Here is a 22813-nt window from a genome sequence, read left to right on the forward strand (position 1 = left end):
TCTCGCAAGTTGACCGCCCTGCCCCAGCCATGCCCTCAGGCAAAAGCTGAAAAAAAGCACTTAAGCCACGGGGTTTTTTATTTCCAGCGGTTTACCAAGTGATGCAAAAAAAACACACGAGGCTTGAATTGGCCTCAGATGATTTCCGCTTCCTTGATCTACAACAAGGTCAGGCAGTCAACTACTTCTGAAGCTTGCTTTGGATCAAGTCCGGGCCCTCTGGCCTCATGCACTCTGTAGGCTTTACACACACCTACGGAGCTCCTATGAAATCCCGCTACTTGTTTCCCGGTCTGCACCTGTCCTTGCTGGCTGCTGGGCTGGCCGCTGTTCTGTATGCCCCTCAAGGCCAAACACATGAAGCGGGTGATTTCTTGCTCAAGGGCGGCGTGACCTGGGTGTCCCCCAAATCCAACAATGGCACGGTTGCAGATGGCACCGTCAAGCTGGACGTGGGCAACAACGCCCGCCCCAGCTTCTCGCTGACCTACATGGCTACCCGCAATATTGGTGTTGAGCTGCTGGGCGCATTCCCCTTCCAGCACAATATCGACAGCAATCTGGGACGTATTGGCAAAACCAAGCACTTGCCCCCTACCCTGAGCCTGCAATATCACTTTCTGCCTGACAGCGACTTCCAACCCTATGTCGGCGTGGGCGTGAACTACACCATGTTCTTTGACACCGAATCGCGCGGTGCGCTGGCCGGTTCCGACCTGAAACTGAAAAACAGCTGGGGGTTTGCAGCCCAGGTCGGCGTGGATTACAAGCTGGACAAGAACTGGTTCCTGAATGCCGATGTGCGTTACATCAGCATCCGTCCCGACGTGCAACTGAACGGCCAGTCCATTGGCAAAGCCAAGCTGGACCCCGTGGTTGCCACCATCGGGGTCGGCTACCGCTTCTAAGCGTTCGCCTCTTCCTGCTCGCGTTTGCCCTGCCCCAAGCCCAGATAGCTTTCTATCACTCGGGGATTATGAGCCAGGTCAGACGCGGGCCCTTGCAGCACCACATCGCCCGTCTCCAGAACATAACCGTAGTCAGCCACTTGCAAAGCGGCACGCGCATTTTGCTCGACCAGCAAGATGGCCACACCGGTACTACGCAGTCGGGCGATGATCATGAAGATTTCCCGCACCACACGCGGCGCCAAGCCCAGGCTGGGCTCATCGAGCATCAGGACTTTGGGTTGCGCCATCAAGGCACGTCCCACCGCCAGCATTTGTCGCTCACCGCCTGACAAGGTCCCGGCCAGCTGCGTACGACGCTCTTTCAGGCGTGGGAACAAGGTATAGACCTTGTCCATGGTGTCACGCCATCCCGCTTGACGAGCCCGATACAGACGAAAGCCGCCCAGCAGAAGATTGTCCTCGACCGTCATGCTGCCAAACAATTCGCGGCGCTCGGGCACCAGGGAAATACCGGCCGCCACGCGACGCTCCACTTCCCAATGACTGATCTCCTGGCCCTCGTACTGTACCGAACCGGTGCTGCGTCCCACGCTGGGCAAAGAGCCCATCATGGAATTGAGCAAGGTGGACTTGCCCGCGCCATTGGCGCCGATCACCGTCACAATGCTACCTGCCCGCACGTCCAGGCTGGCCCCCGTCACCGCGGTGACCTTGCCGTATTGAGCGGCCAGATTGTCTACTTTCAGGATAATGTCTTTCGATTGTGCCGAACTCATAGCGCTGCTCCTGCCGAGGCGGGCTCATTGACCTGGTCCAGATCCAGGTCGTCATCAATACCACCCAGGTAGGCTTCCAGCACGGCTGGATTTTCCTGAATTTCCTTGGGCAACCCTTCGGCCAGCTTGGTGCCAAAATCCATGACAACCAGCTTGTCCGTCAAATTCATGACAAAGTCCATGTCATGCTCAACCAGCAAAATACTCATGCCTTCACTGCGTAACTGACTCAGCACTTTGGCCAGCTCCTGCTTTTCTTTGTAGCGCAGGCCCGCGGCAGGCTCGTCCAGCAGCAAAAGCAGCGGATCAGAGGCCAGGGCACGCGCAATTTCCAAAATACGCTGTTGACCCAGGGCCAGATTACCCGCCTCTTCGTACAGGTAGTCGCCCAGGCCCACCCGCTGCAGTTGCACCGCCGCTTCATGCAAAAGTTCCGCTTCACTACGACGCTCGGTATGCAGGACAGCGGACACCACGCCCACATTCCGACGCAAGTGAGCGCCCAATGCCACGTTCTCCAGAACCGTCATGGTAGGCAGCAATTGCACATGCTGGAACGTACGGCCCACACCGAGGCGGGAAATCTCGCGTGCAGGCTTGCCATCAATGCGTTGCCCCAGGAAGCTGACCTGTCCACTGGTGGCCGACAGCACGCCGGTAATCAGGTTAAAGGTCGTACTCTTGCCCGCACCGTTAGGACCGATCAGGCCCATGATCTGACCAGCATTCAAGGTGAAGCTGATGTCGTTCACGGCGACCAGACCACCGAACTCCTTGCGGATCTTGTTCACTTCCAGAACTAGCGAACCGGCCTGAGGACGCTCACGCTGAGGCAAAGCTTCGGCTTGTGGAGGAGCTGCCTGATTGCGCTTCTGTGCACCGAAGACCTGTTCCCAGACCTTGTGCAGGATGGGCCACAAACCGTCACGGGCGTACTGCAGAATAAGAACCATCAGGATACCGAAGACGATCAGCTCGAAGTTGATGTCGGTATTGAGCAGTTTAGGCAGCCAGTTCTGCAATTGATCTTTCAGGCTCAGCACCAGGGCCGAACCCAGAACAGCTCCCCAGACACTGCCTGCGCCCCCCAAGACGGCCATGAACAGGTACTCAATGCCGTAGTTCAGGCCAAAGGGGCTGGGCGATACCGCGCGCTGGTAGTGGGCATAGAGCCAACCGGATACGCAAGCCAGCAAGGCGGCATAAACGAACACAATGACCTTGTAGTTGGCCATGTTCACGCCAAAGGACTCGGCCATGCCGCTGCCATGCTTCAAAGCCCGAATGGCACGTCCAGGACGGGAATTGAGCAAGTTGCGTGTGCCCCACATGGCCAGCAAGGCAAAAGCCCAGATCAGGTAGTAAATATCCCGCCCCGAAGACAGGGAAATACCGAAGAACTCCAAAGGAGCAATACCGGAAATACCGTCGTACTGACCCAGAAACTCCAGGTTGCCAAACAGGTAGTACAAGGCCAGACCCCACGCCAAGGTACACAGGGGCAGGAAGTGGCCGGACAAGCGCAGGGTGATCGCGCCCAGAATGTAGGCCACCATCATGGTAATGGCCATGCCAATCAACAGGTTGAACCAGGGCGACCAGCCCAGGCGAGCGGTCAGATAAGCCGTGGTGTACGCGCCCAGACCCACAAACGCAGCCTGACCAAACGAAGTCAGGCCACCCACGCCCGTCAACAGTACCAGACCCAGCACGACCAAGCTGGTCAAGCCAATGTAGTTAAGCTGGGTAATCCAGAATTCGGGCGTTGCGCCCAACTGCGGCAAAATCAACAGAACCGCGATAAACAATAGCGTCAGCAAGTGTCTCATGTGATTTACTCCTCATCATCCACGTGCTTGCTACCGAAGGAGCGCCACAACAACACCGGTATCACCATGGTAAATACAATGACTTCTTTATAGGCACTGGCCCAGAAAGAGGAAAACGCTTCCAGAACCCCCAGGAACAAGGCGCCCAACAGGGTAACGGGATAACTGATCAGACCACCGAAGATCGCGGCCACAAAGCCCTTGAGACCGATCAAAAAGCCGGTGTCGTAGTAAATGGTCGTTACCGGAGCGATCAACATGCCCGAGAACGCACCGATGGCCGCCGCCAGGGTGAAGGTCAGCGAGCCGGACATGTTGGTACTGATCCCCACCAGACGGGCACCGCGACGATTGACGGCCGTGGCACGCAAAGCGCGACCATAAAGGGTCTTGCCAAAAAAACCCCACAAGGCCAGGATCAGCAACACGCAGGCCCCCATCACGAAGAAGGTCTGCGCCGACCAGCTCACCGCCCCCAGGGACACTTCACCTTCCATGAAGGGAGGCGTACGCCAGCCTTCGGGGCCAAAGAACACCAGACCCAGGCCCGTCAAGGCAAAGTGAACGGCTACCGAGGTAATCAGCAGCACCAGCACGCTGGCCTCGGCAATCGGCTGATAAACCAGTCGATACACCATCGGTCCCAGCGGGATCACAACGGCCAGCGAGAACAGCACGGCCACCCACAGGGGCAACTGCGCGCTGACAATGGCAGGAGCGGCAAAATAAACCGCTACGGGAATGACGATATTTACCAGGAATTTGCGCGGCATACCGCTCAGGCTGCGGCTGCGCAAGGCAGAGAGCAGCTCCAGCAAAAACACCAGAGCACCGGCGATCAACAGCAAAATAACGGTTCCCGGCATGCGGCCATTGACCACAAAGGCCAGGGTCAAGGCGCCAAAGGTGACGAATTCACCTTGCGGGATGAAAATGACGCGGGTAACCAGGAAAACCAGAACCAGGGCAAGCCCGAGCAAGGCATAGATGGCACCATTCAATATGCCATCCTGCAACAAAATTAAAGCGATGGTGGTATCCATGTCGGACAACATCCTGTACAACAAAAAGGGCGGAGGGCTTACGCAAACGCAGGCCTGTAGCGGGAACGGGTGCCAGAACCTTCCAGCACCCGCCTCGGAAAAAACCGGCTATTGAGCCGGTTTTTGCCTGTCAGATATTACAGATCAGGCTGATAGGTCCATTTACCGTCGACCACTTTCACAATGACGTGGGCCCGTTTATCCAGACCAGCGTGGTCGGTGGCCGACATATTGAACACACCTTGGGAAGCCGCCAGTTCCTTGGTCTGCTCCAGTGCGTCACGCAGGGCGGCGCGGAACTCGGGGGTGCCGGGCTTGGCACCCGACTGCAAGGCTTGCGGAATGGCTGCGGTCACCAGCAAACCGGCATCCCACAGGTGACCACCAAACGTGTTGATCGAGCCTGCGCCATACTTGGCCTCATATTTTTCCTTGTATTCCATGGCGGTCTTTTTAACCGGGCTGCTGTCAGGCAACTGTTCGGCAACCAGCAAGGGACCGGCGGGCAAGATCATGTCGTTACAGTCTTTGCCGCAGACGCGCAGCACATCACTGTTGGCTGCCCCGTGGGTCTGGTAAATGATGCCGGCATAGCCACGGCCCTTGAGCTCGCGCTGGGGCAAGGCAACCGGCGTGCCCGAGCCGGCAATCAAAATGGCATCGGGCTTGGTGCCCAGCAGCTTGAGCACTTGTCCGGTCACGCTGGTGTCATTGCGACCATAGCGCTCGGCACCCAGCACCTTGATGCCTTTGGCCTGGGCGGCCTCGGTGATCACATTCAGCCAACCATCACCATAGGCGTCGTTGTAGCCGATAAACCCGAGAGTCTTGACGTCCTGCTTGACCATGGCCTCGGCCAGGGCGCCCGCCATCAACTGGTCGTTCTGAGGCGTCTTGAACACCCAGGTGCGAGCGCCTTCAACCGGCTCAACAATCTTGGCGTTGGCAGCCACACTAATCATGGGAGTCTTGGTTTCGCCGGCCACATCCACCATGGCCAAGGAACCCGGTGTCACGGATGTACCGATCACCACGTCCACTTTGTCATCGGTGATGAGCTTGCGCATATTGCGTACAGCCACCGTAGTGTCTGTGGCATCATCCAGCACAATGTATTCGACTTTCTGTCCGGCCACTTCGGTAGGCAGCAGGCTGACCGTATTGCGCTCAGGAATCCCCAGCGAGGCCGCCGGTCCTGTTGCAGCCACCGTCACCCCCACTTTGATCTGCGCGGACACCGCCACGGGCAGACTCAAAGCCAGGGCTGCAGCCAATGTCGTGAGGCGCCCAGTAGTAATGCAGTTCATCCTTTTCTCCCAATATTTGTTCATTGTTGTGGACCGGATTAACGGTCAAAAAATCGTAATACAGATAATCAACAGCACATACCAGAAACGTATCAAGTCACACGGATTTCAGATATTGGTGTTTACCTTAAATATTAAAAGTTTAAATAGTGCACTAACTAAACGGATTGCTGACAGTTCAGGTGGTGCCAACAGGGGTTTTCCTGGTCAGGCAAGCGCAAGACCTTGCACTTTGGAACCCTCTGTTCCAAACACGCTCTAATTGTCGATTACTATGTAGGAATGCGCCTCCTGTAGGCATTGATCTGTTTTTCATAAGGCAGCACACGTGAAAAAAGTACATAAAACCGAGGCTGAGTGGCGCGCCCAGCTCAGCCCTGAAGAATTCTATGTCACCCGTCAGAAAGGCACCGAACGCCCTTTTACAGGCCGCTACTGGGACACCACGACGGCCGGCATCTATCGCTGCGTCGGTTGTGGCACCCCCCTGTTTGCTTCGGACACCAAGTTTGATGCCGGTTGCGGCTGGCCCAGCTACTTTACGCCCCTGAACCCGGACAATGTGCGCGAAGAACTCGACACCAGTCACGGCATGCGTCGTACCGAAGTGCTATGCAATGTCTGCGACGCGCATTTGGGCCACGTCTTTGAAGACGGCCCCCCGCCCACTGGGCTACGATACTGCATCAATTCCCTGTCCCTGACCTTTGAACCTGACGCATGAAGAAGCTTTTATTCGATCTGTTCCCGCTGGTTCTGTTCTTTCTGGCCTTTCGCTTCTCCGATATCTATGTGGCAACGGGTGTGGCCATGGCCGCCTCGATTTTGCAAATCGTATGGCTCAAGCTCACCAGCAAGGCCATCGAGACCTCGCACTGGATCAATCTGGCCGTGATTGTGGTCTTTGGAGGTGCCACCCTGTTTTTCCATAACGATGTCTTCATTCGCTGGAAACCCACGGTGCTGTACTGGATTTTCGCGCTGGTGCTGCTGGGCGGGCGCTACCTGATGCATCGCAACCTGATGCAAAAATTCATGGGCACCCATCTGGTACTGCCAGGCCATGTCTGGGACAAATTAAACCTGGTCTGGGCGAGCTTTTTCGTCGCTATGGGACTGGTCAATCTGTTCGTTGCCTTTTCGGGCCACTTTACCGAGTCCCAGTGGGTCAACTTCAAGGCTTTCGGCCTGCTTGGCTTGATGCTGGTGTTTGTCGTTGCCCAATCCTTGTGGCTGGGTCGCTACCTGCAAGACTCCTCGGACAACTCCACTCCCCCAAAATCCTGATTTCGCCATGACAGACGCACTTGCCTCCCTCATTCACGAACGGCTCCAGGCCCTGGAGCCTTCGGAGCTGGACATCATCAACGAATCCCATCTGCATGCGGGCCACGCTGGCGCACAAGGTGGTGCCAGCCACTTTCGGGTCATCATCGCCTCGAAACAATTTGATGGAATTTCAACACTGGCACGACACAGACTTGTGTATGATCGCGTCCACGATCTAATGCCTTTCCCTATTCACGCATTGGCTATTCAAGCCAAACCCACCGCTTAAGGATGCTCATGAAACGTATTGCCGCATTTGCCTTGACCTGCGCCCTGGCTGCTCCCGTCTATGCACAGACGATTGCCACCGTAAACGGCAAAAACATCACGCAAAAAGACCTGGATCAGTTCGTCGCCGTTCTGGTCGAGCAAGGCGCCAAAGACTCGCCCGAGCTGCGTGAGCAGGTCAAACAGGAAATGGTCAACCGCCTGGCCGTGGTGCAAGCCGCTGAGAAGGCCGGTATCGACAAGACCAACCAAGTCCAGCAAGAGCTGGAACTGGCCCGCCAGAGCATTCTGGTCCGTGCCCTGATGGCGGATTACCTGAAGAAGAACCCCGTCACCGAAGCTGACCTGACCAAGGAATACAACACCATCAAGGCGATGGAAGAGGGTCAGCAGGAATACAAAGTACGCCACATTCTGGTCAAGGACGAAGCCGCTGCCAAGGACTTGCTGGCCAAGATCAAGTCCAAGAAAATCAGCTTTGCGGACGCTGCTAAAAAAGACTCCATTGATACCGGTAGCGGCCAGCAAGGCGGTGATCTGGGCTGGGCACCAAGCTCCACCTACGTGCCCGAGTTTGCCCAGGCTATAGAAAAAATGAAGAAAGGCGAACTGAGCGCAGCCCCCGTGCAGTCTCAGTTTGGCTGGCATATCATTCAGGTGGACGATGCCCGTCCCGTGACCTTCCCGGCGATGGCGGAAGTCAAGCCTCAGCTGGAAGAGATGATGCGTCAGCGCAAGCTGGCCGAATACCAGCAAAAAATCCTTAAAGAAGCCAACATCAAGTAATGGCCTCAACCACCGCTTTGTCTGCTCGATAAAGCGGCTGTCAGGAAAAACAACGATGGCGCCTCCAGGGCGCCATCGTTGTTATTGATCACAGCAAGGCTCACGCGCTTTTTCAGACTTGTAGTCCAGGCTCGCTTGCCCTGGGCTGATCACCGCCAGCTTGAAACAAGGAGTAAGGCATCACGAGGCCTACCTGCGTTTGCCCCGACCCTAGTCCCCAGCCAGTAAAGCCAGGAACTGAGCCTCGTCCAGAATGGTCACGCCCAATTCCTGTGCCTTGGTGAGCTTGGAGCCAGCCTCGGCACCGGCCAGGACAAAGGCGGTCTTTTTGGAGACCGATCCACTGGCCTTGCCGCCGGCCTCCAAGACGCGGCGTGTCGCCTCATCACGGCTCATGCTGGGCAATGTGCCCGTGATGACAACCGTTTTGCCCGCCAAGGGCAAATTGGCACTATTTGCGCGAGCCTGCGCCTGTTGGGGGCTCACTCCCGCTGCCAGCAAGGCGTCCAGCGCCTCACGATTATGCGGCTCCTGAAAAAAATGCCGTACAGAAGCAGCTACGACAGGGCCAACTTCATTGACCTGCAACAGCGCCTCTTCATCGGCCTGCTCCAAGGCCTGCAAGGTGCCAAAATGCTGGGCCAGGTCTCGGGCCGTCGTCTCCCCAACATGGCGGATACCCAAGGCGTAAATCAGACGATTCAAGGCTGGCTCCCGCACCTTGTTGATCGCTTCAATCAGATTCTCGGCAGACTTGCGTCCCATACGCTCGAGCAGGACAAGCTTCTCGACCTTCAATTTGAAAATATCGGCCAAGGTATGGACCAGTCCGGTTTCCACCAACTGATCCACCAGTTTTTCCCCCAGGCCTTCAATATCCAGAGCTTTGCGACTGGCCGCGTGAATCAGGGTCTGCTTGCGTTGAGCGGGGCAAATCAGGCCGCCTGTGCAACGCCAGGCAGACTCACCCTCCAGCCGCTCCAGGGCGGAATGGCATGCCGGACACTCCTTGACCATTTCAAACGGCACACTGTCTTGCGGACGCTGTTCCAGCACCACAGCGACGACCTCCGGAATCACGTCACCGGCTCGGCGTACCACGACCGTATCGCCAGCGCGCACATCTTTGCGACGCACCTCATCTTCGTTATGCAAGGTGGCATTGGTCACCGTAACCCCGCCCACGAAAACCGGTTTCAAACGCGCCACAGGAGTCACCACCCCGGTGCGGCCGACCTGAAACTCAATATTTTCCACGCGCGTCATTTCTTCTTGCGCAGGGAACTTATGAGCGACGGCAAAGCGCGGGGCGCGCGCCACATAACCCAGTACGCGCTGCGCGGCCAGGGAATTGACTTTATAAACCACACCATCAATTTCAAAGGGCAGGCCGGAGCGACGCTCCTGAGTCTGGGTATAAAAATCCAGCAGGCCCTGTACCCCCTTCACAAGCTTACGATCGCGACTCAGGGGCAAGCCCAGACTCTCGAGCCAGTCCATCATGCCTGACTGGGTATCACGAGGCAGCCCGTCTCCCGTCACGTCCGCAAACAAGGTATTTTGCGGCTGATTCGTAAGTGGCAGGGGGCTGATTTCACCCCATCCATAGGCAAAAAAACGCAAAGGCCTTTTCGCCGTGACTTTGGGGTCCAATTGGCGCAGGCTGCCTGCCGCGGCATTGCGCGGGTTGACAAAGACTTTCTCGCCACGCTTGAGCTGACTCTCGTTCAGACGTTCAAAGTCCGCCCGGTTCATCAGGACTTCACCACGCACTTCCAGCACGGCCGGCAATTGCGCAGCATCGCCACGCAAACGCAAGGGAATGGATTTGACGGTGCGAATATTGCTGGTGACGTCCTCGCCTGTGGTGCCATCACCCCGCGTCGATGCCTGCACCAACAAGCCTTGCTCATAGCGCAGACTGATCGCCAGGCCATCAAATTTGTATTCCGCCAGATAATCAACCCGACGATCCAGGCCCACCATACCAGCCTCGACAAGCGTGTCGGCAACCCGTTTGTCAAATGCCTGGACTTCCTCATCCTCAAAGGCGTTGCCTAAAGAGAGCATGGGAACGGCATGCTGGACCGTCGCAAAGCCATCCAAGGGAGCCGCGCCCACGCGCTGCGTGGGAGAATCCGGGGTAATCCACTCCGGGTGCGCGGCCTCCAGCGCCAGCAGCTCGTTCATCAGTGCGTCATATTGCGCATCCGAAATGCTGGGCGCATCCTGAATGTAATAGGCCCAGTTATGCTGGGCCAGTTCTTCACGTAACTGCTGTACTCGCTTCAAACTCACGAAAAAATCCTGCCTGTACGTTCCTGACCTGCTGTGAAGCCTGCTTGCTCCAGACGCTCGTACAAGGTACGTAGTTGTTCATCAATATTCTGATCCGTGCTCTCGGGCAAGGGGCGGCCCTGGTCATCGAGCACCACACCATCCAAACGGCTGGCCAGATCGCGGGCCACGGTTGCCATTCTGCTGAAGGCGTGATCGTCCGCCGGGCTGTTGGGCAAGTCCAGCAGCAGGTCGATGCGCTCGATGCTGGCGGACTGAATATCCTTGGGCTGGACGCCGTCAAACATGGCCGTGAACCGGGGCTGGCCGGAATCGGCCAGCCAGGCCAGCTGCTGGCCAAACGGCAAGAAGCCCGCGTCCTTGACCATTTGAATGACGGACGAGGCCGGCAGGGGCCCAGGCAAACGCACCGACACGCCGACCAGCGCGTCCAGATCGGCGCAGGTATTGTCCAGGGCGGCCGCACGACGCAGCACCTCATCCTGCTCAGGACCCTCTACCGAGCCGTCAAACTGTTGCGCCAGACCCTGCGCAGCCATCCAGACCTGCGACCACTCAATGGCCGACAGGGGGCCGCTGCGATTGGCCAGCAAAACGGCAATCTGCATGCTGGCGTAGGATTCGCCCGCACGCAAACGGGCACGGTGCCCTCCCCCTTCGCATTCGGCAAAATAACGCACTGGTTTGGCGCCAGTACGCGACACAGCCTGTAGGGCCTGGGCCAAATCCTGGGCATCCACGGGCTGACTGAAACTGATGTCAATCACGGCCTCAGTGGTGCAGTCCACTTCGGACGGATCATGGTCCCCCTCGGTAGAGGCAGGATCACTGCCACGTCCCATGCTGGGCTCGCGCCGCTCCAATTCGCTGAGCTGGCTCATCAGAGGATCGGTGTCCCCGTCCGGGAATTGGCTTTGCATCTGCTGGCGCACCCGGCGGTCTTGCCACCAGTTAAAGACCACCACGAGCAAGATGAGCAAAATGCCCAATAAAATCAGTGCGATTTGCAAATCACTCATTGTCAGTTCCGTCGAATCAACACTACCGGATTAAAAAAAACAGGCTTACACATTGCTCATTTGCATGGCCGCGTCCACATCCACCGCCACGATACGGGACACACCTTGTTCTTGCATGGTGACACCAATCAGTTGCTTTGCCATCTGCATGGCAATTTTATTGTGAGAAATAAACAAAAACTGAGTTTGGTCACTCATACTGGCCACCAGATTGGCATAGCGTTCCGTATTGGCATCGTCCAGCGGCGCATCCACTTCGTCCAGCAAGCAAAATGGCGCGGGATTCAGTTTAAAGAAGGCAAAAACCAAGGCCGTCGCGGTCAATGCCTTTTCACCGCCAGAGAGCAAATGAATCGTGCTATTGCGTTTGCCCGGTGGCTGCGCCATCACTTGGACCCCCGCTTCCAGCACTTCGTCGCCCACCATCGTCAGTTTAGCCTCTCCACCACCAAATAGCCGTGGGAAAAGCTCGCCAAAGTGCTGATTAACGATGTTGAATGTTTCCATGAGCAACTGGCGCGTCTCGCGATCGATCTTGCGTATGGCGTCCTCCAGCGTCTCGATGGCATCACTCAGATCCTTGTGCTGCGCATCCAGGTAGGTCTTGCGTTCCTGGGCAGTGGTCAGCTCTTCAAGGGCGGCCAGGTTGACCGGCCCCAGGCTTTCAATCTGGCGTGAAATACGTTGCACTTCCGACTGCAGCCAGCCCACGCGTTGCCATTCTGGTGTTTTTTCCTGTAACAAGCTCCATAGCTCGGAACGGTTTACCTTTCGGCTGTCCAGTTGTTCTGCAAACTGCTCGACCGCCAGGCGCGAGGCTTGTTCCTGCAACTGCAATTCGGTGACCTGCTCACGCAAGGGGCCCAGATTCTTTTCGTGCTCGGCACGGGCCTGCTCATGTTCTCGTAATTGAGCAGCCAGCGTATCGAGCTGGATTTTTGCCAGTCGAACCGCCTCTTCACGCTCGGCGCGCAATTCCAGCGCGTCCTGCAACCCGGCTTGTGCGGCAGAAGCATCCAGATCCAGCAGCTCGCCTTGCAAGCCCTCCAACTGACCGACAGTGCGCTGTGCCTGCTCCTGCGCCAGGGCCAGATTGCGCTCCAACTCGGCCATACGCTGCACCAAGGCGCGCTCGGCAAACTGGGCGTCCTGTACCGCGCGTTCACGCTCATGCACCGTACGCCGGGCCTGCTCGGCCAGCTCCGCGCCCTGCTCGCCATCCATCTGCGCCTGGGCAAACGCCCCCTGATGCTCGGCCAGTTCTTCGTCCAAGGCTTCAAAACGGGCCTCGAATTCCTCACGGTTCGCCTGCAGCTCTTCACGCTGTACCGCCAACTCCTCCAGCTCCTCGTTGATTCGAGAACCTCGCTCCTGCGATTGCTGAGCTTGTTGCGCCAGCTTGGAATACTCCAGTTGCACATCGTGCATGCGGGCCGTCAGCTCACCGACACGGGCCCGGGCGGGAACCAAACCATTGCGAACCTGCTGCAAAGCCATTTCGGCCTGGGTGCTGGCATGCCCAAGCTCATCCACAATCAGTTGGGCACCACGCAGCTCACGCTCCAGATGAGCAATCTCCTGCTGGCGCGCCAACATACCCGCCTGCTCAGAGTCGGGGGCATAAAAGCGAATACTGTAGCGATCCACCACATGACCATCCCGCACCACGATGGCCATTTGATCCGTCAATTGCTCACGCAAGCTCAAGGCCTGCTTCAAATCTGGGCAGACATAAATCTGCTGTAACCAGTTGTCCAGCAAACTGCGTAAACCGCCGTCCTGCTGCCGCAAAACCGAGCTCAACAAGGGCAGGTCCAAGCCCGCCTTGCCTGACACCCCCGCCTCAGGCAACTGATAAAAACTTAAACGGGCCGGAGGGGCATCACTGGCAAACGCTGCGGCCATATCCAGCCGACGCAGCTCCAACGCCGTCATGCGCTCGCGCAGGACCGATTCCAGCGCCGTTTCCCAACCTTTTTCCACGTCCAGGCTTTGCCAGAGCCGCTTCATGCTCTCCAGCCCATGCTTGGCCAGCCAGGGCTCCAACGTTCCCTTGCGAGCCACATCCTCCTGCAGACGGCTCAGGGCCAGATGGCGTGCCTCCAGACGAGCCATATCCTGCCCGCCTTGCAAGGCCTGTTGCTGGGCTTGCTTGCGCTCTTCTTCGAGCCGGGGCAACTGAGCCTCCAGATGCTGCATGTGTTCCTGGGCCTGCTGCAGCTGGCTCTGCAGCATGTTCAGATCACCTTGCAAACGCTCCAGATTGTCCGGGTCCGGGGCATTGAGTTCGCGCAGCTCTTGCCTGAGGCGTTCCTGACGCTGCTCCAGCCCCTGAATCTGCCGGTCGGCATCGCGTTGGGATTGTGCCGCCAGCGCCAGGTTTTGTTCCAGACGAGCCAGGACCATACGCATTTCGTCACGACGCTGAGCCTGCTCGCGTACATGCTGCTCCAGTTCGGGCAAGGCGGCTTGAGCCTCTTCCAGCAGAATCTGCAGCTCTTCCAGCTTTACCGCTGCTTCTTCGCGCTGCTGCTCGCTGTTTTCCAACTCCTGCTGACAGTGCTCCTGCTGCTCGATCCAGTCATGCTGCTGTTGCTCCAGCTGTTCACGACGTTGAGCCATGCGGCTGCGCGAATCGAGCACATGACGGATTTCCGCCTCCAGGCTGGACACTTGGGAACCCGCTTCGTAAAGCTGGCTTTGCGCCAGATGCAAGGCGTCGCCCGCCTGCAAATGAGCCTGTCGTTGCGACTCCAGGGTCGCTTCGGCATGGCGCAAACCGGCAATGGATTGTTCCAACTTGGTCTGAGCCTGCTCAATGGCCAGAAATCGGGCTTTCTGATCGCTCTGCGCGTTGGACTCTTTCAAGAGCCACAATACATTTTGCTTGAGTTCACCGTCTTGCTGCAGATCGCGATATTGACGGGCCACTTCCGCCTGGGCCTGCAGTTTTTCCAACTGCGCATCCAGCTCCCGCTGAATATCCTCAACACGCAGCAGATTTTCACGAGTGTCGCGCAAACGGCTTTCCGTTTCGCGACGGCGCTCCTTGTAGCGCGACACGCCCGCCGCTTCTTCCAGAAATACACGCAGTTCTTCGGGCTTGGCTTCAATCAGGCGGTTAATCATCCCCTGCCCAATGATCGCGTAACCCCGCGCGCCCAGCCCAGTACCCAAAAAGATGTCATGAATGTCACGCCGGCGAACGGCTTGATTATTCAAAAAATAGCTGCTGGTGCCGTCCCGGCTCAGAACACGCCGTACCGAGATTTCGGCATAGGTGCTCCACTGGCCCGAGGCGCGCCCTTCGGAATTATCGAAAACCAGCTCAACCGAAGCTCGCCCAGCCGGTTTGCGTTGCGAGGAGCCATTGAAAATCACGTCCTGCATGGACTCGCCACGCAGTTCTGACGCTTTGCTCTCGCCCAGCACCCAACGCACCGCGTCGATGATATTGGATTTTCCACAGCCGTTGGGCCCGACCACCCCGACCAACTGACTGGGAGTTGGAATGGAAGTCGGGTCCACAAAGGATTTGAAACCGGCTAGTTTGATCTGGGTTAAACGCACAGGGTAGAAATCAGCTCAGAAAAGACCACTTTTGAACAAGCGCACAGGCGCATTTCGATCTGCCTGGCATTGCGAGTCGTATGATACCGCAGCACCTGCCGCCCACAGCAAAGACACGGAAAAAACAAATGAAAACCACCGCAGGATCAGCGAGGTGATAAGGCAGTAAACTAATTGCTGCCGTCAAGACCGGTTTACCCTGCCCGCTCAAGCAGCCAGACGCTGCAGGCCGAGCTCTTACAATGGCGCTTTGCCCGTATCGGCCCGGTCTGAAAATTCGAGCATAGAGACAGGCGCAATGAATTTTCTAATACCACTGCCCCCGCAGTCCCTGTTATTCTTGCTCCCCATCTCTGTTCGTAAATTTCGCACCGGCTCAGGCTTTGTCAAGAAACTCAGGGCGAGCAGCCCACGGCAAGCTTGTTCTGTCTGATAGCTGGCTTTGATTCGTGCCCGTGGTCCGGCGACCGCAGTTTGGCGCACACGCATTCGGGATGTATTTTGAATAAAGGATTTTATCTGGTCATGGCCGCGCAGGCATTGTCGTCAGTTGCCGACAATGCCTTGTTGATTGCCGCCATCGCCCTGATCGCAGACCTTCACGGGCCAATCTGGATGGTCCCCATGATGAAATGGTGGTTTGCGCTGTCCTATGTGCTATTGGCCGCGTTTGTGGGAGCCTTTGCCGACTCGTATCCCAAAGGCCGGGTCATGTTCGCCACCAACGCCATCAAGCTGATAGGGTGCATGCTGATGTTCTGCCATCAGTACTTTGGGATGAGCGACTCCCAGCAACTGGTGCTGGTCTTTGTGTCCTACACCCTGGTTGGCGTGGGAGCGGCCGCCTACTCACCAGCCAAGTATGGCATCGTGACCGAAATGCTCAAGCCTGAACAACTGGTCAAAGGCAACAGCTGGATCGAAGGCCTGACAGTCCTATCCATTATCGCAGGCACCGTACTAGGCGGCATCCTGATCAATCCTTCCATTGCAGGCGCCCTGGCCGAACACCCGTTGATTGCCTCCCTGGCGCAGACCCGTGCCGAAGTTGCCATCCTGCTTATTTCCCTGATTTATCTGGCGGCAGCCCTGTGCAATTTGCTCATTCCCCGCACCAATATCCACTATCCACCACAACAGAAAAATCCCGTCCTGCTGCTCAAGGAATTTCGTACCTATGTACAAATTCTGTGGCGTGACAAGCTGGGCCAGATTTCGCTGGCGGTCACCACCTTGTTCTGGGGCGCTGGCGCAACCTTGCAATTCATTGTGATCGAGTGGGGGGCACAGCATCTGGGCTACCGCCTGGATCAGGCTTCGGTTCTGATGGGGGTGGCGGCATTGGGAACCGTCTTTGGCGCGATTTTTGCCGCTCGGGTTCCCTTGAAAAAATCGCTGGCAGTCCTGCCCGTGGGCGTGGCGATGGGCTTTGTCGTGTTGCTCATGCCGCTGGTCCACGAAAAATGGGCTGTCTATACCCTGCTGATGGCTATTGGCGGTCTATCGGGCTTTTTCGTGGTACCCATGAATGCGCTGTTGCAACATCGTGGTCACGTCATGCTCTCGGCAGGCCACTCGATTGCGGTCCAGAATTTCAACGAACAGCTCAATATTCTGTTCATGCTGGCGCTATACAGCCTGCTGCTATGGCTGCGCTTGCCGATCAATTACATCATTGTGTTTTTTGGCCTGCTGGTGGCATCCCTGATGACCGTCTTTATCATGTGGAAAAACGCTAATCTGCGTGAACATCCTGAGCTGGAAGCCTGCATTGGACAGGAAGGTCATGGCCAAGCCCTGACGGCAAAATAAAGAGGTACAGGCAGAGCGCCCTGGGCCTGCCGCTGCGTGGCGGCGACCCGCTCAGGGCTGAGCCTGCAACTGCCGTAACAAGGACAGATCCCGCCAGGCGTTGGCCTTGTGCTGCGGGCGCAGCAAGAGCGAAGCAGGATGGTAAGTCACCACCAAAGGCACGCTACGGCCCAGCGTGTCGGTGTAACTCAGGATCTGACCGCGCAAAGTTTCCAGATCCTGCTCGCAACCACTAAGCGCCATTGCGGCCACATGACCGACCGCCAGCAAACGTCGCGGCTGCACCAGACGAATCTGCGCATCCAGAAAGGCCCGACATGCAGCCAGCTCCTCCGGGGCGGGAGGACGATTTCCCAGTGGGCGGCACTTGACCAAATGCGCTTTATAAATCGAGGCGTTAGGAATGGCGCTGTTGAGCATGGCCTGCAACAACAGCCCTGCCTTGCCATCAAAAGGCTGTGCGCTACGATCATCGCTGGTCCCTGGTGCTTCGCCCACAATCATCCAGTCGGGTTCGGCCACCAGCTCTGACCCAAAGACGACCTGCGCACGACCAGTATGCAGGCCACACTCCTGGCATGCCTGTGCCTGCTCCAACAAGCTGGCCATATCCCGCGCCTTCTCGGGCTGAATCAGCACGGCAGGGCGCTGAACCACCTCTTCGACTGGCACGGGAGCCGCTGGTCGGGCCCCCGATTTACGCAATACCGCCAAAGCCTGATCACGCGCTGACAGCGCATCGCTGGCTGCGCCGGAAACAGCGGCCACCGGCACAGGGCGGTCAGCAGGTGGAACCGCCCGCTCAAGTGCGGGGGCCGCAGCCGACGTACCGACTGGCGGCGCAGGTGCTAGCGCTTGAACGGCAGGCTGGGCCTGGGGCAAACGGGCCAGAAAGGCGCGCTCCAGCCCCAGCTCCAACAACCAGCTACGCTGTAAGGGGGAGATAGGCTGAAAGTCGATCATGCCTCTGCCTTATCGGCCAGGCTCAAGCTCATCAAGACCGCGTCTTCCCGCACGCCTTCTTTGAAAGGGTAATAGTTTTTACGCACGCCATCGGGCTTGAAACCATACTTCTCATACAAACCGATTGCTGCTGCATTTGAGGCCCGCACTTCCAGAACGAGCCGCTCCACTGCGCGCTGTCGTGCCCATTGGAGACCGTCATCGAGCAACTGGCGCGCCAGACCTTGCCGCTGCTGCTCAGGAGCGACCCCGATCAGCAACAGCTCGATCATGTCCGGGGCCTGCAGCCAAATGGCATAGCCCTGTACCTGCCCCTGCTTATGGATGATCCGGCAGCAATACGCTGTGTTACCCAAGGCATCCGTCACGTTGCCCGCCGTCCAGGGGTGGCTTTCCACGCGCCGTTCTATATCCAGCACGGCCGACACATGCCCGGGCTGCATGGCTTCAATTTGCCAGGGCTGATCCAAAGCGGCCGGGTTGCCGCCCAAGCCCTGCTCGCGCTCCGAAATGGTGTAGGCGACTTTTTCGCGCACATACAACGGCATGGCCAGATCAGGAGCAATACCCTTCCCCTGGTCCAGATCATGCAGGGCCAGGCGTGCAACACTGGCGCTTGTCGCGCGCCATGCCGGCCCGACCTGCCAATCGTGCGCCCGTACAGCCGATGTCAGATCGGGGAACTGCTGCAAGGCATCTCCCACCACCAGAATCTGCTGGTGTCTCGCAATCACGCCCTCGGCCTGCAAACGGGCAATCCAATCAGTAAGCTGGGCGGCATCCAGCAACACCGGGCTTTGCTGCACGGTCCAGGCCGTCTGAGCCGACCAACTGTAGACGGCTGCATACACCTCCTGCATGCGCGCATCCTGCGCCACCACATAGGCTGTATTTTCGACCGGTGAACCACTGGCGGCCGCCGCCAGGAGAGAAGACACGGGCAAGACGGGCAGACCCAGCGCAAAGGCCATGCCCTGAGCGACGCCGCAAGCCACGCGCAGACCGGTAAAACCGCCCGGACCCTGCCCGAACGCAATGGCACTTAAGGCCTGCCGGTCAAGGCCGGCCTGCTCCAGCAACTGCTCGGCCATCGGCAAAAGCCGTTCAGCATGATCACCACTGCCCTCGTGGCTCAGCCCCACAAGCGAGATACCCGCAGGTGTGCGAGACAACAAGGTCAGTTCACAGAGATTGGAGGAAGTCTCCAGGGCAAGAATATGTGCATCCATCACGCTATTTTAGTTTAAGCGGACTGAAAATAGGCGGCTCTGAATACACGGGCAAGGACAAAGCCCGGTTCGAAGCAGTCCGGGACACCTTGTTTGGCGGACGGGCGTTTTATAGACCAGAGCCAAAACGACCAATGAGACTATTTGCTGCCGTACAATCTCGCCGAAGAATGTGCCAAACCTGCCACAAGGCGCATAAATAGTACAAAACACTTAATGTGTAATATTTTTCTACACCCCCCTATACGCGCTTTCTGATGCCTGTTACATTTTCGCTATGAATACGCCGACCCCCCCCCTCACCCGCAAAATCCTTGTCGTTGACGACGATCCACGCTTGCGCGATTTGTTGCGCCGCTATCTGTCTGAACAAGGGTTCAACGTCTTCGTTGCCGAAGACGGTAAAGAAATGGCCAAACTCTGGCAACGCGAGCATTTCGATCTGCTGGTATTGGATCTGATGCTGCCCGGCGAAGATGGCCTGTCCATCTGTCGTCGGCTGCGCGGCGGACACGACAATACTCCAATCATCATGCTCACGGCCAAGGCCGAGGAAATCGACCGCATCGTGGGCCTGGAGATGGGTGCTGATGACTACCTCATCAAACCGTTCAACCCCCGCGAATTGCTGGCCCGTGTCAACGCTATCTTGCGACGCCGTGGTACCGAGGAACACCCCGGCGCACCTAGTCAGGAAAATGAATCGATCGAGTTCGGCCCGTATGTGCTGAACCTGTCCACACGCACACTGACCCGCAACAACGAAGTTGTCCCGATCACCACGGGCGAGTTCTCGGTGCTGAAGGTGTTTGCCCGCCATCCCAAGATCCCCCTGTCACGCGACAAACTGATGGAGCTGGCTCGTGGTCGCGAATATGAAGCCTTTGACCGCAGCCTTGACGTGCAGATTTCGCGTCTGCGCAAGCTGATCGAACCCAATGCCTCCAAACCCGTGTTTATCCAAACGGTGTGGGGCCTGGGCTACGTGTTCGTTCCAGACGGCGGTAACTGACCTTGTCTTCCGGTCAGCAAGAGGGGCGGCCCACCACGGCCGCCCAACGCCGAGCAAGAAAAAACTCGAGTATCCGGCTAGGTTTATTCAGCCGGTCTTTTTTATTGCTTGCCGCGTTAATGCTCGTCAGCCTGGGTGCCTGGCTGCAAGTATTCTTCAGTATGGAAGAAGGACCGCGTGCTGCCCAAATGGCGCAGCGCGTGGCATCCATTGTCAGCATCACCCGCTCGGCTCTGGTGTACGCGCCCCCGGCGGTACGCCCCGCCCTGCTGCTGGATCTGGCCACCAAGGAAAGTCTGCGCGTCCAGCCACGCGAGAACACCGACGAACTTGAACCCTTGCCACGCTCCAATTACTGGCAGCACGTCTCTACCGAAGTGCGTGGCGCACTGGGCAGCCAGACCCTGATCATGTGGTCGGTCAACAGCGTGCCAGGCATCTGGGTTTCCTTTGATATCAATGAAGACCAGTATTGGCTGGTTTTTGACCGCGAACAGTTAAGCCTGACTGCCGGCGTGGAGTGGCTGGGCTGGGGTGCCACCGCCCTGTTGCTGGCCTTGATCGGTGCCGCGGTCAGTGTGCGTTTCGTGAACCGGCCTTTGGCCCAGTTGGCCAAGGTGGCCCAGCAACTGGCCCGTGGCGAGACTCCCAGCACGCTTCCTGAAAAAGGCCCAGTTGAAATCCGCGACATGAATATCGCGTTTAACCGCATGGCTCGGGACATCCGCCAGACAGAGGCGGATAGGGAAATCATGCTGGCCGGTATTTCGCACGACTTGCGCACACCGCTGGCGCGCATGCGTCTGGAAATTGAATTAAGCCAGGTATCGGACGAAACCCGCGCCGCCATTGACGAGGACCTGGCCCAGATCGACCACAGTATTGGTCAATTGATGGAATATGCCCGTCCCGCTACGGCTGTCCCTGAACATGGCATTGATGTTTCGGCCGTGCTCAATGACGTCTACGAACGCGAACGCACGCATACCGAATCGCTGGGTGGGATTTTGACGGCCTCCGTCGAACCCAATCTGTATGCCCGCATCAGCGCCCACGACCTGAAACGTATCGTCTCCAACCTGATCGAAAACGCCCGTCGTTACGGACGCAGTCCCGAAGATGACCGGGCACGCATTGAGCTGTCTGCCCATCAGCACGGCAATATTCTGGTCATTGCCGTCAAGGATCAGGGCGCCGGTATTGCCAAAGGCGACATCCAGCGCCTGCTACGGCCCTTCTCCCGGGGTGTATCCGCGCGTACGGGGGTCAGTGGTGCCGGTTTGGGATTGGCGATTGTGGAACGTCTCTTGGGCCAGGTAGGTGGGCACTTTGAGCTTATCAGCGCCCCCTCTGAAGGCCTGACAGCCCGCATTCAATTGCCCCGCATCCGCGCCAGTCGTAATGCACCAGGAACACAAGGCGATAAAGACACCAAAAACGCCTGAACCCACCGGGCCTTGGGTTGAAGGCCGCCTGCTTTTTGCCCAAGGCTTTCTTCAACCCTAGGTCCGATCAGGCTCGATACAGCAAGGCGACTGAAGTCACCGCGATCCCTTCCTGGCGCCCCACAAAGCCAATGGCCTCGTTTGTTTTACCCTTGATATTCACACTGCCGGGTTCCAGTTGCAGATCGGCCTCGATATTGGCCACCATCGCCGCAGCATGGGGAGCGATCTTGGGTTTTTGCGCATGAATCGTGGCATCCACATTCCCTACCAACCAGCCCGCAGCACGTACCTGTTCATAAGCCTGACGCAGCAGCACGCGGCTATCGGCACCCTTGTATTTCAGATCGGTGTCGGGGAAATGGCGGCCAATATCCCCCAGGCCCGCAGCACCCAGGATGGCATCGGTAATGGCATGCAGCAAGGCATCGGCATCCGAATGCCCCATCAAGCCATGCGTATGCGGGATGGTGACACCGCCCAGAATCAAGGGTCGGCCTTCGCACAGCACATGCACATCAAAACCTTGTCCTACGCGAATCGGCATGCTCATAACCATTTCTCCATCAGTTCAAAATCTTCAGGCCAGGTGACTTTAAAATTCCGCGCCGAACCCAAGATTAATAAGGGTCGGCTACCCGCCAATTCCATGGCGCTGGCTTCATCCGTCACCGCAAAACCCTGTTCTTTAGCCACCTGCAAGGCCTCACGCAAGGCGTGGGCGGGAAACAGCTGGGGAGTCTGCGCTAGCCACAGCCCGTCCCTGTCCACCGTTTCCTGTACCGCGACCGGCTCGGTGGGGGTTGCGCGCTTGACCGTATCAGCAACGGGTAAAGCCAGCAAACCACCGCGTCGCGCTTGCAAGCAGGTATCAATCAGGCGCGCCAGGACTTGCTTGGGCAAACCGGGGCGCGCAGCATCATGAACCAGAACCCAGGCTTGCTCGTCCTTATCCAGGCTCTGCAAGGTATTGAGCACCGTTTCAGCCCGCATTTGCCCACCACAAGGCAGACAGACCGTACGCGGCAAATCTTGCAGTGCGTCGGCGGCCCAGATGTCACCGGGGGCCACAGCCACCCGCACCTGGCTGATACGTTCATCGGCCAGCAAAGCCTGTACCGAGCGGCGCAACATGGGCTGCCCGCCCAGCAAACGGTATTGCTTGGGCAAGCCTTGTGCCTTCGTGGCAGAATCCAGGGCGCGCGAGCCGATGCCGGCAGCTGGAACAATTGCAATCAAGGTAGTCTTCATAGGTG

19 protein-coding genes are annotated in these 22813 nt (G+C 57.7%); 8 read left to right on the forward strand and 11 right to left on the reverse strand.

Features of this window, described 5'->3' with window-relative positions; all coding sequences use genetic code 11:
* Positions 1 to 266: 266 nt before the first annotated feature.
* Positions 267 to 908: an OmpW/AlkL family protein gene (locus RSQ48_RS11960; RefSeq protein WP_003801001.1), complete on the forward strand. Its 642-nt coding sequence runs from the start codon at positions 267 to 269 to the stop codon at positions 906 to 908.
* Here the strand turns inward: RSQ48_RS11960 and RSQ48_RS11965 are convergent.
* From RSQ48_RS11965 to RSQ48_RS11980, 4 genes are all read right to left on the reverse strand, one after another.
* On the reverse strand, positions 905 to 1687 hold the full coding sequence (locus RSQ48_RS11965) for an ABC transporter ATP-binding protein (RefSeq protein WP_003801003.1): 783 nt from the start codon (positions 1685 to 1687) through the stop codon (positions 905 to 907). The two genes, RSQ48_RS11960 and RSQ48_RS11965, sit on opposite strands and share 4 nt — an antisense overlap.
* Positions 1684 to 3516 (reverse strand): ABC transporter permease subunit, encoded by a 1833-nt coding sequence (locus RSQ48_RS11970; protein ID WP_003801006.1) that lies wholly within the window; start codon positions 3514 to 3516, stop codon positions 1684 to 1686. The genes RSQ48_RS11965 and RSQ48_RS11970 overlap by 4 nt, the downstream gene beginning before the upstream one ends.
* 5 nt (positions 3517 to 3521) lie before the next feature.
* Positions 3522 to 4559: a branched-chain amino acid ABC transporter permease gene (locus RSQ48_RS11975; protein ID WP_003801008.1), complete on the reverse strand. Its 1038-nt coding sequence runs from the start codon at positions 4557 to 4559 to the stop codon at positions 3522 to 3524.
* Between the two features lie 137 nt (positions 4560 to 4696).
* Positions 4697 to 5866: an ABC transporter substrate-binding protein gene (locus RSQ48_RS11980; RefSeq protein ID WP_415301831.1), complete on the reverse strand. Its 1170-nt coding sequence runs from the start codon at positions 5864 to 5866 to the stop codon at positions 4697 to 4699.
* A 328-nt stretch (positions 5867 to 6194) separates the two neighbouring features.
* Between RSQ48_RS11980 and msrB the strand changes: the two genes are divergently transcribed.
* Genes msrB through RSQ48_RS12000 form a run of 4 tightly spaced genes read left to right on the forward strand, consistent with a single transcriptional unit; the run spans position 6195 to position 8209 of the window.
* On the forward strand, positions 6195 to 6590 hold the full coding sequence (msrB, locus tag RSQ48_RS11985; protein ID WP_003801011.1) for a peptide-methionine (R)-S-oxide reductase MsrB: 396 nt from the start codon (positions 6195 to 6197) through the stop codon (positions 6588 to 6590).
* A complete protein-coding gene (locus RSQ48_RS11990) occupies positions 6587 to 7153 on the forward strand; it encodes a septation protein A (RefSeq protein WP_003801013.1) in 567 nt (188 codons plus the stop codon). The genes msrB and RSQ48_RS11990 overlap by 4 nt, the downstream gene beginning before the upstream one ends.
* 7 nt (positions 7154 to 7160) lie before the next feature.
* Positions 7161 to 7424 (forward strand): BolA family protein, encoded by a 264-nt coding sequence (locus tag RSQ48_RS11995; RefSeq protein ID WP_131070738.1) that lies wholly within the window; start codon positions 7161 to 7163, stop codon positions 7422 to 7424.
* Positions 7425 to 7432: 8 nt separating this feature from the next.
* A complete protein-coding gene (locus RSQ48_RS12000; RefSeq protein WP_415301832.1) occupies positions 7433 to 8209 on the forward strand; it encodes a peptidylprolyl isomerase in 777 nt (258 codons plus the stop codon).
* Positions 8210 to 8419: 210 nt separating this feature from the next.
* Here the strand turns inward: RSQ48_RS12000 and ligA are convergent, their stop codons facing one another.
* Genes ligA through smc form a run of 3 tightly spaced genes read right to left on the reverse strand, consistent with a single transcriptional unit; the run spans position 8420 to position 15096 of the window.
* Positions 8420 to 10507: an NAD-dependent DNA ligase LigA gene (gene ligA / locus RSQ48_RS12005; RefSeq protein WP_003801017.1), complete on the reverse strand. Its 2088-nt coding sequence runs from the start codon at positions 10505 to 10507 to the stop codon at positions 8420 to 8422.
* Entirely contained in the window at positions 10504 to 11526 is a 1023-nt protein-coding gene (locus RSQ48_RS12010; protein WP_059318013.1) for a cell division protein ZipA C-terminal FtsZ-binding domain-containing protein, read from the reverse strand. The genes ligA and RSQ48_RS12010 overlap by 4 nt, the downstream gene beginning before the upstream one ends.
* A gap of 45 nt (positions 11527 to 11571) precedes the next feature.
* Complete coding sequence (smc, locus tag RSQ48_RS12015; RefSeq protein ID WP_240209439.1) at positions 11572 to 15096, reverse strand: chromosome segregation protein SMC; 3525 nt, start codon at positions 15094 to 15096, stop codon at positions 11572 to 11574.
* Positions 15097 to 15597: 501 nt separating this feature from the next.
* Here smc and lplT point away from each other — a divergent pair.
* Positions 15598 to 16908: a lysophospholipid transporter LplT gene (gene lplT / locus RSQ48_RS12020; protein ID WP_003801020.1), complete on the forward strand. Its 1311-nt coding sequence runs from the start codon at positions 15598 to 15600 to the stop codon at positions 16906 to 16908.
* A 51-nt stretch (positions 16909 to 16959) separates the two neighbouring features.
* Here the strand turns inward: lplT and RSQ48_RS12025 are convergent, their stop codons facing one another.
* Positions 16960 to 17871, reverse strand: coding sequence for a uracil-DNA glycosylase (locus RSQ48_RS12025; protein ID WP_059318014.1), 912 nt, complete (start codon positions 17869 to 17871; stop codon positions 16960 to 16962).
* On the reverse strand, positions 17868 to 19100 hold the full coding sequence (gene tsaB / locus RSQ48_RS12030) for a tRNA (adenosine(37)-N6)-threonylcarbamoyltransferase complex dimerization subunit type 1 TsaB (RefSeq protein WP_131070742.1): 1233 nt from the start codon (positions 19098 to 19100) through the stop codon (positions 17868 to 17870). Before tsaB ends, RSQ48_RS12025 begins: the two co-directional genes overlap by 4 nt.
* A gap of 277 nt (positions 19101 to 19377) precedes the next feature.
* Between tsaB and ompR the strand changes: the two genes are divergently transcribed.
* Complete coding sequence (gene ompR / locus RSQ48_RS12035; RefSeq protein WP_003801024.1) at positions 19378 to 20112, forward strand: two-component system response regulator OmpR; 735 nt, start codon at positions 19378 to 19380, stop codon at positions 20110 to 20112.
* A 2-nt stretch (positions 20113 to 20114) separates the two neighbouring features.
* Positions 20115 to 21557: an ATP-binding protein gene (locus RSQ48_RS12040; protein WP_407927701.1), complete on the forward strand. Its 1443-nt coding sequence runs from the start codon at positions 20115 to 20117 to the stop codon at positions 21555 to 21557.
* Between the two features lie 67 nt (positions 21558 to 21624).
* Here the strand turns inward: RSQ48_RS12040 and ispF are convergent, their stop codons facing one another.
* The gene (gene ispF, locus RSQ48_RS12045; protein ID WP_415301833.1) at positions 21625 to 22110 is read right to left on the reverse strand and encodes a 2-C-methyl-D-erythritol 2,4-cyclodiphosphate synthase; all 486 of its coding nucleotides are present in this window, start codon (positions 22108 to 22110) and stop codon (positions 21625 to 21627) included.
* Complete coding sequence (gene ispD, locus RSQ48_RS12050; protein ID WP_415301834.1) at positions 22107 to 22808, reverse strand: 2-C-methyl-D-erythritol 4-phosphate cytidylyltransferase; 702 nt, start codon at positions 22806 to 22808, stop codon at positions 22107 to 22109. Before ispD ends, ispF begins: the two co-directional genes overlap by 4 nt.
* Positions 22809 to 22813: the final 5 nt, after the last annotated feature.

It is taken from the genome of Alcaligenes sp. SJTW-7 (assembly GCF_047716895.1).
Classification (GTDB): Bacteria; Pseudomonadota; Gammaproteobacteria; order Burkholderiales; family Burkholderiaceae_B; genus Alcaligenes; species Alcaligenes ammonioxydans.

Excerpts from the sequence above, each read along its gene's own strand:
- RSQ48_RS11960 (WP_003801001.1), top strand. The coding sequence starts at position 267 with ATGAAATCCCGCTACTTGTTTCCCGGTCTGCACCTGTCCTTGCTGGCT.
- RSQ48_RS11965 (WP_003801003.1), bottom strand. The coding sequence starts at position 1,687 with ATGAGTTCGGCACAATCGAAAGACATTATCCTGAAAGTAGACAATCTG.
- RSQ48_RS11970 (WP_003801006.1), bottom strand. The coding sequence starts at position 3,516 with ATGAGACACTTGCTGACGCTATTGTTTATCGCGGTTCTGTTGATTTTG.
- RSQ48_RS11975 (WP_003801008.1), bottom strand. The coding sequence starts at position 4,559 with ATGGATACCACCATCGCTTTAATTTTGTTGCAGGATGGCATATTGAAT.
- RSQ48_RS11980 (WP_415301831.1), bottom strand. The coding sequence starts at position 5,866 with ATGAACTGCATTACTACTGGGCGCCTCACGACATTGGCTGCAGCCCTG.
- RSQ48_RS11990 (WP_003801013.1), top strand. The coding sequence starts at position 6,587 with ATGAAGAAGCTTTTATTCGATCTGTTCCCGCTGGTTCTGTTCTTTCTG.
- RSQ48_RS11995 (WP_131070738.1), top strand. The coding sequence starts at position 7,161 with ATGACAGACGCACTTGCCTCCCTCATTCACGAACGGCTCCAGGCCCTG.
- RSQ48_RS12000 (WP_415301832.1), top strand. The coding sequence starts at position 7,433 with ATGAAACGTATTGCCGCATTTGCCTTGACCTGCGCCCTGGCTGCTCCC.
- RSQ48_RS12010 (WP_059318013.1), bottom strand. The coding sequence starts at position 11,526 with ATGAGTGATTTGCAAATCGCACTGATTTTATTGGGCATTTTGCTCATC.
- RSQ48_RS12025 (WP_059318014.1), bottom strand. The coding sequence starts at position 17,871 with ATGATCGACTTTCAGCCTATCTCCCCCTTACAGCGTAGCTGGTTGTTG.
- tsaB (WP_131070742.1), bottom strand. The coding sequence starts at position 19,100 with ATGGATGCACATATTCTTGCCCTGGAGACTTCCTCCAATCTCTGTGAA.
- ompR (WP_003801024.1), top strand. The coding sequence starts at position 19,378 with ATGAATACGCCGACCCCCCCCCTCACCCGCAAAATCCTTGTCGTTGAC.
- ispF (WP_415301833.1), bottom strand. The coding sequence starts at position 22,110 with ATGAGCATGCCGATTCGCGTAGGACAAGGTTTTGATGTGCATGTGCTG.
- ispD (WP_415301834.1), bottom strand. The coding sequence starts at position 22,808 with ATGAAGACTACCTTGATTGCAATTGTTCCAGCTGCCGGCATCGGCTCG.